Source organism: Collinsella sp. WCA1-178-WT-3 (M1) (assembly GCF_009696325.1).
In the GTDB taxonomy this organism is placed as follows: domain Bacteria; phylum Actinomycetota; class Coriobacteriia; order Coriobacteriales; family Coriobacteriaceae; genus Collinsella.
This window is the reverse complement of sequence record NZ_VUME01000002.1, coordinates 89437-102609: the sequence shown is the minus strand read 5'-3', so window position 1 is coordinate 102609 and position 13173 is coordinate 89437. Positions and strand designations below refer to the sequence as shown.

The following is a 13173-nucleotide window of genomic DNA, read 5'->3' as shown; positions in this document are numbered from 1 at the left end:
CCCAACGCAAACAGCCGCAATCGAAAAGCGCCAATGGGAAGTATTTTGCGACTATTTTGCGACCAAACATTGCGAATAAAAAAGCAGGCCAGAAGCTTTAATACCTCTGACCTGCTGTTTTGTTGGAGCGGGCGACGGGAATCGAACCCGCGTCATCAGCTTGGAAGGCTGGGGTTCTACCATTGAACTACGCCCGCAAGATATGGTCGGGACGACAGGATTTGAACCTGCGACATCCTGCTCCCAAAGCAGGCGCGCTACCAAACTGCGCCACGTCCCGAAGGTGTTGAGCAGCTAAGGTCTAAACCTTGCGTGTCCCAAAGCGAAGGAAATTATAGGGGAGACTTCCCGCTTGTGCAAGCGACGATACCCTAGCTCCTCGAATGTGTGACAAACTGGCTATGGAGCAGGCCAATCACAAACGCCACAACGGCGGCCGGCGCCCACGCGGCTCCAATATCCGCCAGCGGCAGCGCATCGAACGGCAGCCACGCGTCCGCAAAGAACGCGTCGCGGACCGAGGTGATCACGCTCTGCACCGCGACGACGCCGCCGACCCAGACCCACACCTGCGGATGAGCGTCGCAAAAGCCGTGCACCAGGCCCATAAGCACCAGCACGATGGCAACGGGATACAAGGCGTTGAGCATAGGCACCGAGAACATGAGGATCGCGTCGAGGCCTACGTTGGAGAGCACGCACGAAAACGCCGCGAACACAAAGGCGAGAACCGCAAAGGGACGGCGCATAGCCTCCTCGGAAGCCTCCGCTCCCCCTTCGACCACATACGTCTCGCAGAAGTAGCGCGAGCAGCAGCTGATGAGGCCGATGCACACGTTCATGCAGGCGAGGAAAAAGATCGCAAAGACCACGACCGTGCCGGCAAGACCAAAGTGCATGGAGGCAGAGCGGGCAAGGATGGCGGCACCGTTGGTGGCATCGGGCACAACCGTGCCGAGCTGCATGCCGGCAAGCGCCAGGCCGCAGTAGATGATGGCCATGAGCACGCCGGCGATCACGCCGGAACGCGAAATCTCGAAGGCCACGCGCTTATCATCGGTCACGCCCAGCTCGTAGATGGTCTCGGCGATGATAATGCCAAAGGCGAGCGACGCAAGCAGGTCCATGGTCTGGTAGCCGGTCAAAAAGCCCTGCACGGCAGCGCCTGCATCGTAGGGAGCCTGCGGCGCGCCAGCCGGTCCCAACGGCGAGACCACGGCGCCACCCACGACCAGCACGATGAGCGCAATGAGCGCGGGGCCCGTAATGCGACCGAGCACGCGCGTGATAACGCCCGGACGCAGCGTGAGCACAAACGCGACGACGAAGAACCCGATGGCAAACACCAGACGTGCCGTGCCGAGCGAGACGCCCTCCGGCAGCAGCGGCACCAGCATCTCGAAGGCCGTGGAGCTCGTGCGCGGAATAGCCAGGCACGGGCCGATGGCTAGATACACCGCCGCAACGAAGAATTCGCCAAACTTAGGATGCACACGCCCGGCCAGCTCGCGCGCCGTTCCGGCAAGCGCCACGGCGATAAAGCCCATGACGGGCAGGCCGATGGCGGCAATCAGAAAGCCGAGCATGGCGAGCGGCGTGGCAGAGCCTGCCTGCAGCGCCAACAGCGGCGGAATAATGAGGTTGCCGGCGCCAAAGAGCATCGAGAACAGGGCGATGCCGACGGTAACGACATGGTCGGAGCGCAGGCCGCGCGGGGCGGATGAGGCCATGGGACCACCTTTCGGGTCGAAACAAAAACGGGACGGGCAAAAGACCCGTCCCGCAAGTATAATCGTTTGAGCAGGTCAGATGATGCAAAGCATCAATCTGGTTGCCTCTTTAGATCCGCTACGCGTCAGAGCGACGGCGACGCAGCAGCTCGAGCCCCAGTGCGACAAGCGCAGCAGCACCCGCGGCCACAGCGACAGCCAACGGCGTGCGATCGCCCGTATCGGCGAGCTGCTGAGCACTCGACTTGGAAGACTCCTTCTTACCGGAGTTTTCCGCGCCCGATGCCTTCGCCTTATCGACTGCGGAGTCATCCGAGCTACCGGGTTTTGTCGGATCCTTTGAATCCGGCTGGTCGGAATCGGGCGTTCCGGGCTTTTCCGGCTCCGGCTTACTCGGGTTGTCAGGCTCGGGCTTGTCCGGCTGGTCCGGGTCGGGCTTGCCCGGATCGGGAACCACCGGGTCCGGGTCGACAGGCTCCTGCTTCTTCTTCACCGTCAGCGTACCGGGCTCAACCATGACATCGAAGTTCGGGTCGGTGACCGTCGCCTCGATCTGGTACTCGCCCGCCGGGGAACTCTCATCGGCGACGCAGGAGTACTCGACCTTCACGCCCGAGGTATTGGCCGAGCTCTTTAGGCTCGAGGTAAACGCGGGGTTCGCCTCTGCCTCGAAGCGTTCAGCATCGTCGACCTTTACCTTAAGCTTCGCCGGCGCAATCTTGAAGTTGCGCGAGGCGGCGCCGATATACCCGTTGCTTCGCAGCGTGGCAACGGCGCGATACGTGCCCGCATCGGTCGGGGCCTCACTCGACGAATAGTGTGTGCCGCCCGTCCCGTAATACCTGATCCTCAAGTCACCTTCGCAGGCCTTGGGAACCCCCGTGACCTCGGGCGCCTGGGCGTCACCACTATAGACGAAGTCGCCGCCTGCAAATGCGAGCTCGACCCGCTTCGCCTGAACGACCAGAACGAAGTGCGCGGTCGCGGTCTTGCCATGAGCATCCTTGCACGTGACGTCAAAGGTAGACACTCCGGCCTTGGACGAGGTGCCCGAGAGCGTCAGACCGCCCGCCGTGCGGATGAGCTTAAATCCGTCTGGGAGCTTAGCGTCGTCCCACGTGTACTCATACGGAGCTTCGCCACCCGCGGCACCCAAAATCGTCGCGCGATACGTGTTATGCGCACGTGCGACCGGCAGCAGACCGCCGTTGAACACGAGGGCATCCCGGGGCACAACGGAAACGACGGCGCGATCGCTGTCCACCTGTGTCTCGGTACGAAGATATCGCTGAGTGACGCGGCAGGAATACTCGCCGGCGCAATCCTCATCGAGGTCCGCGAGCGAGAGCGTCTCCCCCGTTTCGTCATCGAGCGCCACGGCCCTGCCATTCACCACGCGGAACCACTGGTAGGAAAGCTCAACCTCGGCAGCGCAACCCGTGGACGAGGCAGCGTGGTCAGCGACGTTTTTGCCTGCCTCGGCCGCAACCGAGAGCACAGCCGAATCGCCCTCATGGACGCTTACCTCCTGCGGCTGCGCGACCACATGCGGAGCGTCCGCCTTCACAAACTCGAACGTGACCTCCTGCGATGCGGTGACATCGCTCAGCGTGACCTCGTACGCCCCGCCCTTGTAATCAGAAATGTCGAGGTCAACAGTCGCATCCGAGCCTGCCTGCGCGACCGTCACGCGCTCGAGGTAGCAGTCCTCGTCGGGCGTCGCCGAGAGGATCGCGTCCCCGCCCTCAACAACCGAAACCGAAGCATTGTCGACCGAACCGTTGACTGCCTTCGCCGTCACCTTGTAGTGCTCGGGCTTCTTCTTGACCGTCAGCGCGCCAGGGTCGACCGCGACATCGAAGTTCGGATCGGCGACCGCCGCGTCGATCTGGTATTCACCCGCCGGCGATTTCTCATTCGCCGAGCAGAAGTACGTAACCTTTACGTCCGACGTGTCGCAACGACTCACCAAGCTGGAGGTAAACTCGGGGTTCTTCTGACCCTCAAAGCGCTCGGCATCGTCGACCTTCACCAGCAGCTGAGCCGGCGCAACAGCAACCGTCAGTTCAACGTCTTCGGCAGCAAGATAGTTACGCGAGGCAGCGGCATGGGCGACAACACGCGCCGTACCGGCGGCCTTCACCGTCGCACAACGCCCCTTAATCGAAACCGAGCTCGCATCGTCATCGGAATCAACCAGCTCAAAGCTCACGGGAGTCTGGGCAACGTTGTTAAACACAATGGGGTCTCCACCGTAAACACCCGAATAGCTCGTCGTTCCCGTAATGACCTGGCTTGCCTTTGCAATCGAGAACTCGGCGGACTTTTTACCCTGATAGTTGGGGTCAGTCACCGTAACCGTGACGCGGTAGTTGCCACTGTCGCACGGCTCCAGCGCCGTCGGACCATAGGACGTTCCATCTATACCGCGATAGGTAACGGAATAGGCAGACGCATCAAGGCCGGCAACCGCAACCGCCGCACCGTGTCGTGCGCCATCGTATGTCACATCAGACGTCTCGATCGAAATATCGACCGGGGCCTTCTCGATCGTGAAGTCACAGGTGGCATTACCGACATATCCCTTGGCGTCGAGCGTCACCACCGCACGATACGTGCCGGCATCCACCGGCGCCTGATCCGACGAGTAATGCGTGTCACCCGTGCCGACATAGATCAGGTTGACATCGTTCTCGCAACCCGCGGGCACGCCCGAAAGCTTCGGGGCCTGCGCCGTCGCGTTGTAGGTAAAGGTCTGGCCCTCAAATGCAAGCGGGGCTTTCTTCGCCTTCACGAGCAGCGCGAAGTGTGCATCGCACTTGTCGCCCAGGTCATCGGTGCACGAAATCTTAAAGCGACAAACACCCGTAGCCACAGGCACGCCCGAGAGCAACAAGGCGCCCGATCCGTCATCTGCCAGCGTCAGCTGCATGCCCTCAGGAACCTCAACATCATCCAAGTTGTACGCATACGGTGCCTTGCCGCCCGTAGCGCCGGTAATCTCTGCACGGTACTCATCGTGAGCGGTCGACACCGGCAGCACACGCCCGTTAAACACAAGTGCTTCTCGGGGCACGATGGATACCTTCGCATGTTCGGTGTCCGTCTTTGTCACCGTGCCCAGGTAGTTCTGCGCAATGCGGCAGAAGTACTCGCCCTCGCTGTCACTGTCGAGCTGGGCGATTGAAAGAGTCTCCCCCGTCTGGCCCTTTAGCGGCTCTACCTTGCCACCATCGACGGGCACGCGATACCACTGGTAGCTCAGCGTAACGTCTGCAGCGGATCCAGAAGACACGTCCGCATGGGCGCGAACATTGCGCCCCGCCTCGGCGGTGACAGAAAGCTCAACCGGATCGCCCTCGTAAGCACTCGCATCCTGCGGCTGAGCGAGCACCTCCGGAGCCGCAGCCTTCGCGAATTCAAACGTGACCTTTTGCGGAGCACTCACGCCACTCAGTGTGACCTCGTACGCCCCACTCTTATAGTCAGAAATATCAAGGTCATAGGCATTGCCAGCCGAACCTTCATCACCCGCTTCTTCGGCAACAGTCACGCGCGTCAGGTAGCAGCCCTCATCGGGCGTCGCCGAAAGCGTCGCCTTGCCATCCGTAGCGACCAAAGCAGACTCCGGATCAACCGATCCGTTGACCGCTCGGGCCGTCACCTTGTACTTAGGCGCCTCCGCAAAGCGCGCCTCAACGGTCATGTTGTCCTCGGGGACAAACGTCCAGGTAGCATCCGTGCTCAGCGGCTCATCGCCCAACGACCCATCATCATTGCGTGCATACCACCCATCAAACACATAGCCCGCATCGGGAACGGCAGTCAGGGTCGTGGACTCACCGTTCTCGACTTCGTTGGTCACGGCATAGCCCAGAGATTCGTCCTCGGAGGAACCATCGACGTGTCCGCCCTGACGCGAATCCACCGCCGTAACCGTCATCGACGCCCGCTCATAAACGGCCGTAAAAGTACGGTTGCCAAACACTACGCGGTTGATCACCGGCGTGGCGCCCACAGGCATGCCGTTCTCGTCGACCCAGCATTTAAACTTCCAACCCTCGTGCGGCACGGTAAACATAATCGCCGCGGAGTTGTAGGAGCCGCCGGTACCAAGCGCAACCATGCTAAAGCCCGCGCCCTTGGGATACGTAGCGACCTGGACATCGCAACCCGTCTCATAGAACACGGCCGTAAGCTGCCTATTCTCCTTTGCGGTACCGATATAGAATGCGCTGTAGCTCACCGTGACACCCGCATCGTCGACCCAATGCGAGAAGTGGTACTTCTTCCACGGAATCGCAATCGCCATAAACATGTCGCCCCTGTCGTACGACCTGCTACCGGCAGGAATGCCGTCAACCAGAAGGGCCGTACCGCGGAAGATGGACGAGCCGGTGACGGTAATGGTCACCTGTCCATCGGATTCGAACTGTGCGTAGTACGTTATGTCTTGCATGGCGGTCACATCGAGGGTCGTCGCGGTCTCGACAATCGAGGTGCCCTCCTTATCGGTGCTCCAGCCCACAAAGCGATAGCCCATACCGGCAACAGCAGTCAGCTCCACATGATTGCCCACGGCAAAGCTACCGCTGCCCGTAACGCGGCAGCCCCTGTTCGAAGCCTTGTCCTTCACCACGACCTCGCCCGTAACGGTCACCTCGTACGGATCGGCAAACACGGCCTGGAGCTCCAACGTATCGTCCTCGAGCCCCTCGACCATATCCTTGTCGAGCTTAACCCAGCAATGGGCGTCGCAGCTCAGCAGCGACTTGTTGCCCTCGGCATCCAAGACATACCAACCGGCAAATCGATTGGTACCCATAGGTGTAGCGTTGAGTTCGACCGTATCACCGAATTGATAGGAGCCCTCGCCGCTCAGAGTGCTAACGCTATCGTCACTCGCGCTCAAAACGACCTGATAGGACTTAGGCGCAAAGGTCGCCGTGTAGGTAGCGTCGTCCGTGACCTTAACGGTATAGTCGGTGTTCTCGCTGACTGTCCCGCCCTTGTCGTCCGTCCAACCCGCAAACGAATACCCGGTGTTTGCAGTCGCACGAAGCGTTGCGCGGTCGCCGGCCTCATAGCCACCAAAGCCGCTCACGGCTCCGCCCTCGCCAGGCGAGGCAACGGTATGCACGACATACGAACCCGACGCAAAGAGGGCATAGAGCGACGTATCCTCACGCACGGTAAATCGATAGGTTTTCTTGGAGCTCACGCACGTGCCGTTACGGAGCCAGCCCACAAAAGCCGTATCCTCGGCGGCGACCGCACGCACGGTTGCGACCTGTCCGGCGGCATACGTCCCCGCGCCCTCGACCGAGCCCATACTCTCCTCGCACGAGACGTCCACCGTACATTGCTTTGCCGAGAACACGGCCTGGAGCGTCGTGTCAGACGTCGGCACCACGTGATAGGTTCTGTCACGGCTTACCACGGCTCCCGAGGCATCGGCCCAATACTCAAACGCATAGCCCGAAAGCGCATGCGCGGTCAGCGTGGCGGCATGCCCCGCCTCAACGGTACCTGTGCCCTCGACCCAGCCGGCGACGCTCGATTCGACCAGCGAACCGGTGCCGGAATCGACTACCGCCGTGGCGTCGACTTCATAGCTTTTTGCCATAAAGCGAGCGACGTGCACATGGCTGCGCTCCTGGTGGCAGGTGAACTCCGCATCGGCAGACTCAAACGTGCCGTCGGCCGTATACCAACCAGTAAAGACGTAACCGGGGTTGGGCGTCGCCTTCAGGGCAACCTCAGCGCCGCGGTCGGCAAGGACGCGGCTCGCCTTGACGGTGCCGCCTTCCGCAGGATCGGCGAGGGGTACGCAAACGGTATCGACAGGCACAAAGGCCGCGGTAATAACGCAGTGCCCGGTTTTACCGCGAGCCTTCGCAACCAACGAGGTCTCATGTTTAAGGCTCTTCAGGCGGCCATTGACGTACCAACCCCAGAACAAAAAGCCAGGATGGGCCTTGGCCGTCAGATGAAGGGTCTCACCTAATTTGAACTTATCAGTCATGGGCTTCACCACAGTCCCGTTGCACGTCACGGTACCGCCGAGCCACGAATCAGCCGTGACCATGACCTCGGGTTTTGAGTCGGTAAAGATCGCGGTATAGGTGTCGCTCTTGGTAACCTTAACGACCAGCTCGGCGGTGTCGTATTCCTTACCGGAGTCATCCTTCCAATGGTCAAAGCGGTAGCCGTCATTGGCCTTTGCCTTGAGCATCACCGTGTCGCCATATCCGCAGGTAACCGAAGATGCCCCCGGGTGCCCCTCAATCTCAACCGCACCGCGCTCAATAAAGGTCTTCTTGGCCTTCGCCGTCACGGTATAGGTATTTTCCTCAAACACCGCGCGCACGGTGCATTCCACGTCCTCGGGATAGAACTCGAGGTAGCTGGGGTCGGTGCCCAAAAGCAGGTCCGTCTTGGCGTCGTACCAGCCCTTAAAGGTAAATTGTTTGCTCGCCTCGGCCGTGAGCTCTATGCTCAGCGTGGCAGGCTCGCCCTTCATGCAGTAGCCCTCGCCGTGCACTAAATATTTGCCCGCCATGGCCGCGGCCGGCTCAACGACCACGTCTACCTTGCAGGCACGCGTAAACTTCGCCTGGACCACGCAGTCGGTAATGGGCTCAAAGGTATAGGAACGCTCGCTCGACACCAGCGTCGACGTAGTATCCGAGCCACCATTGCTCAGATACCAACCGTCAAAGATATAACCCTCGGATGGGGTGGCCTCCGCGGTCACGCGCTCCCCTTCGGGAACCTCGAGCACCATGCCGGCAGTCTCGCCGCGCTTCAGTGTAACGGTGCCGCCCTCGAGCGGGTCGGCCTCGGCACGCACGATATGCGCATCCCTGCCGTCCATTACAGCCTCGATCCGGGCATTCCCGTTAACGCGGTATTCGCAAACTTCCTGCTTGTTGGCAATCGTGATGCCCTGCGCATCGGTTTCGCGCCACTCCACAAACCGATACGTTTTTTCCGGATTGTCGGGGCGCACCTTGGGCCGCATCGTAAACGTGAGAATGTCCCCATCCTTCGCGCGAACCTTGCCATCCACGACCGGCACGCCATCGCACAGCACCTCGGCGCTATCGAAGGGATCGGTATTCACCAGGATTGTCTTATCCGCCTTGCGGAAGCGTGCGACCAGATGGCGGTCGACCTCGGCCTTGAAGATATACGTACGCTCGGGCGAGACCTCGATGCCGTCCTCAAACCATCCCACAAAGGCATAGTCGGGACCCTCGCTCGCGGTGACCATAGCCTGATCGCCACGCGTAATGCTCTGCTTTACGGGGCTTGCGGTGCAGCCTGTCGAAAAATCGGCCTGAATGCCATCGGCTTCGGCAACCGCCGTAATCTCAACTTTTTTCTCGAAAACGGCCGTCATTTTTACGACCTCGGGCGTCAGGTCCGTGATCGTCATCGTCTTGAGAGGTGATGTCGAGACCTCGACACCGTTCTCTTTCCAACACACGAAGCGATAGCCGGGATTGGCGACAGCCTCCAGCGTGGCGACCGTCCCCTCATAGTGGATACCGCCTCCGGTAACGACGCCGCCCACCTCGGGCTGCGCGGTGGCAATTATTTCGATCTTATGGTCGCCATGAGGCTTGGGCTTCTTGTGGTCGTCGATGATGTCCTTAATCTCCTTGAGCGCCTTCGTGCCGACGGCGGCAACATCCTCAATGTTGTCGGCCATACCGATCTCGATCACCGCATCGGCCGCGATGGGGTCGACGATCTCGCCCAGCCCATACATGGTAGCGAGGACGGCCGCAGCCGTAATCGCGGCGATGAGCGCAGCCTTAAGCGCTGCGAGTGACTCGTCGGGGTCAGTCGCAGCGCGGAAATGCGCGGTGTACTGCACATCTCCCTCGAGCACAAACGTGTAGGACGGACCATCGTCGCCGGTAAAGACAACGTTGCCGAGGGCATCGGTCGCGTAGTCAAACACATAGCCAGGCATTGGCACCGCCACGACCGTTACGCGCGACCCGATACCGTACAGACCGGTAGAGAGGAACTGTCCGAGCGGCTGCCCGTTCTCATCGACCCCGTCCACACCCAGCACAACGCTCGCCTGCGGAGCGCAGTAGCGCGGAGTGATCTCGATCCTAGCGTCAGTCTTGTCCTCGGACACAATCGCGTCCGCCTTGTCCACCGTATAGGTAAAGTCAAGCTGATCGCTCACGGCGTACGCATCATCGCCCTCGCCCAGATACCAGCCCAGGAACAGCGCGTTATCCGTGACAGCGGAAACCTCAACCGTCTCGCCGGCATTGCGATAGCAGTTTTGAGCGGTAACACTCAGGTGCGCAAAGTCCTGCGACGAGTCGGTCGCCTGCGCATCGTTGACGTACACCGCATAGTCCTTGAGCTTAAAGCGAGCCTCCAGGGACAGGTCCTTATCTGGCGTAAACGTGTAGACCGGCTCCTTGGAGATGTACTTGCCGGACTCGGTGTCATACCAGCCCTTAAACGTGATGTTGTCGTTGAGCATCCCCAAAGTACCGGCATCGAGCGCGACTTCGGCACCTGCGTCGATCGTCATCGTGCCGGAAACATCGGGAAGCTCAACGCCATCCATCAGCTTGTGTTCGCCCTTATCAATCGTTTGGGCATAGGAGATCTGGAACGATGTCGGCGTGGGTTTCTTAAGTTGTAGCGTGCCCTTGGTTTGGGTTTCGAAATGCGAATAGCCGTCGTCATACACGAGCTTTACGGGCTGTCCGTCCATCGACTCATCGAAGACATCACCATCGCAGGGGGTGGCCGTAAGGTACTCGCCGAGCTCTTCCTGTATGAGGGCCTCGTAGTCCCAAATCGATACCGAATGCGGGTAATCGAGCTCGACGTTCATGCCCTCGAGCGAAATGGTCTCCCCCGTCTCATAGGTCATGTTGTTGGGGTCGCATGAAATCTCAACGTTCTCGAGCACCTTGCCCACCGGGACGGGCAGGCAGCCGTTGCACTTCTCCCAAACAGCTTTGGGATGCCCGTTAGCATACTTCGGAATCATCTTGGCGGGGACCATGACGGTCATGTTGTATTTGGGGAACGTGTCGGTGTTAATGAGCACCGCATTGTTGCACCCAAAGAACACGGTCTCGAGATTGGTACTGCCAAACGCCTTTTTCGGCAACTCCTCGATCTTGGAGTTATATGGCAGTGTCAGCCCGCCGCTCAAGTCGGTGCCGTAGAAGCAGGTGTGACCAAGCGTTTCGACCGTTGTGTTGCTCTCGAGCCCCGTGGTAGCAAGGTTCGAGCAGAACCTAAACGCGCAAACGCCAATCGATGTAATGGAGGTATTCTTGTCCAGGCCGGTATCGGTCAGAGCTCTGCAGCCTTCGTAGGCTCTGTCGGGAATCGATGTGAGGCCGACAACCTTGTCGAGCCCCGTGGAAACCAGCCCACTCTCGGCAAACGCGGCGTCGCCCATAGAGCCAATGGCGGCAACCTCGTTGATGTTCAAACTCGTAAGCGACTTGCAGCCATAGAATGCCTCTTTCCCGATGGTACCGATGGCCATGCCGGAAAGGCTGATATCGGTGAGATTCGGGCAGTTATAGAAGGCGTGCAGTCCGATTTTGGAAATGGAACTGTTCTCAAAGCGCACTGAGCACAGATTGGTAGAGTCGGCGCAGAGCTGTGCGTCGACTTCATCAACCCCGTAATCGACAATCAAATTCGTTACCATTCGACCGTCGACGGAGTTCTCGCGCGGGTTGTTTTCATCGATTTCTACCGTAAGATTTCCGTTTGCGTCGCACGGATACAGGTAGTAGTTCGGCATGAACTTGGCATACTCGTAGGCCGCCTGCTGCAGGTTGCCCTTGCTGTACGCGATAAGGCGCGTGTAGCCATCGTCGTACACGAGCTGTATAGGTTCTCCGTCCATCGACTCGTCGAAGACATCACCATCACAGGGGGTCGCCGTAAGGTATTCGCCGAGTTCGTCCTTTATGAGCGCTTCGTAGTCGCTATCCATCGTCGAATGAGGATATTGAAACGTGACGCTCATGCCCTCGAGCGAAATGGTGTCACCCTGCTGATAGGCCATCTTGTCGGGATCACGCGAGACCTTAATCTTTTGAAGCATCTTGCCCACGGGGACGGGCAGGCTGCCATTGCAACTCTCCCAAACCTCGTTGGGGCGACCGCTTGCGTATTGCGAAACCATCTTGGCAGGGACCATGACGGTCATGTTTTGCTTGGGGAACGTGGTGGAATTAATGAGCACCACATGGTCGCATCCAAAGTACACAGTTTCAAGCTTAGAGCCATAGAACGCACGGCTCGGCAGTTCCTCGATCTTGGAATAAAGGGGCAGCGTCAGCCCGCCGCTCATATTGGTCCCGGAGAAACAGCCTTCGCGAAGCGTCTTGATCGTCGTATTGTTCTCGAGCCCCGTCGTCGCAAGGCGAGAGCAGTTTTTGAACGCATTAACGCCGATTGATGTGATAGATGTGTTCCCTCCCAGACCGGTATCGGTCAGAGCGCTGCAGCCATTATAAGCGTTCTCAGGAATCGAACTGAGACCAACGACCTTGTCGAGCCCCGTAGACCGCAGCCCGCTCCAGGCAAACGCGGCATCGTCCATAGAGCCGATGGTAGCAACGTCATTAATGTTCAGACTCGTAAGCGATCCGCACCCAGAAAACGCTTCTGTTCCGATGCCCCCAATGGTCATACCGGAAAAGCTGATATCGGCGAGATTCGAGCAGCCAGAAAAGGCGTGTAATCCAATTGAAGAAATAGAGCTGTTCTCAAAACGTACCGAGCGCAGATTGGAGGAGTACTCACAAATATATCCGGGGACCCCATCCACTCCGTAATCAACGATCAGGTTGGTCACCAATTTACCATCGACAGAGTTCTCATTCGGGTCGTTTTCATCAATCTCTACCGTAACGCTTCCGCCAGCATCACACGGATACACATAGCCGTTCGGCATAAGCTTGGCATACTCATAGACCGTTGGGTCCTCATACACGAGGGGATCGACTTCGCTGTCATCGGACGAGGGTTCCGCCGTTACAGGCGAGGTCTTTGCTGCATCGGAGTTGGTCGCGGAGCTCGAAAGATCTTGGGCCAGGCTCGACGTGGAAGTGCTGGTATCCGAGCTGGACGATTCGTCCAGAGCGTTATTCGTTTGGTCGGAAGTTGTGGATGAGCCGCCCTCGCCCAAAGACGACGCGTTATCGATCGCATCGGCATCAGCGTCAGAGCCCGAGTCGGTCTCTTGGGCCTCGTTTTCGACGGCGACCGCCCCAGCATCATCGGCATAGGCTGTGCTGGGCGCAAGGGGTATCGAGGTCACGACCATCGCGACCGAAAGATAGACGACCAAAAACCTATAGAGGGCAGCAGTGATCCTGTTCATAGGAACCTTCCCGCAATTCGCAAAGATACCGAGGACCCAGTG

2 protein-coding genes and 2 tRNA genes are annotated in these 13173 nt (G+C 59.2%); all 4 read right to left on the bottom strand.

Going from position 1 to position 13173, the window contains the following annotated elements; all coding sequences use genetic code 11:
- Window positions 1-123: 123 nt before the first annotated feature.
- A tRNA-Gly gene (locus FYJ40_RS02125) sits at window positions 124-197 on the bottom strand.
- A 6-nt stretch (window positions 198-203) separates the two neighbouring features.
- Window positions 204-280, bottom strand: a tRNA-Pro gene (locus tag FYJ40_RS02120).
- A gap of 91 nt (window positions 281-371) precedes the next feature.
- Window positions 372-1730 carry a branched-chain amino acid transport system II carrier protein gene (gene brnQ, locus FYJ40_RS02115; protein ID WP_154515353.1) on the bottom strand — a complete coding sequence of 453 codons (1359 nt, stop codon included), beginning with the start codon at window positions 1728-1730 and terminating at the stop codon, window positions 372-374.
- Between the two features lie 118 nt (window positions 1731-1848).
- Window positions 1849-13131, bottom strand: a complete 11283-nt coding sequence (locus tag FYJ40_RS02110) for a leucine-rich repeat protein (protein WP_154515351.1) — start codon at window positions 13129-13131, stop codon at window positions 1849-1851.
- Between the last annotated feature and the right edge of the window lie 42 nt (window positions 13132-13173).

Bases quoted from the DNA above. Each gene is read 5' to 3' on its own strand.
- brnQ (WP_154515353.1), bottom strand. From the start codon at position 1,730: ATGGCCTCATCCGCCCCGCGCGGCCTGCGCTCCGACCATGTCGTTACC.
- FYJ40_RS02110 (WP_154515351.1), bottom strand. From the start codon at position 13,131: ATGAACAGGATCACTGCTGCCCTCTATAGGTTTTTGGTCGTCTATCTT.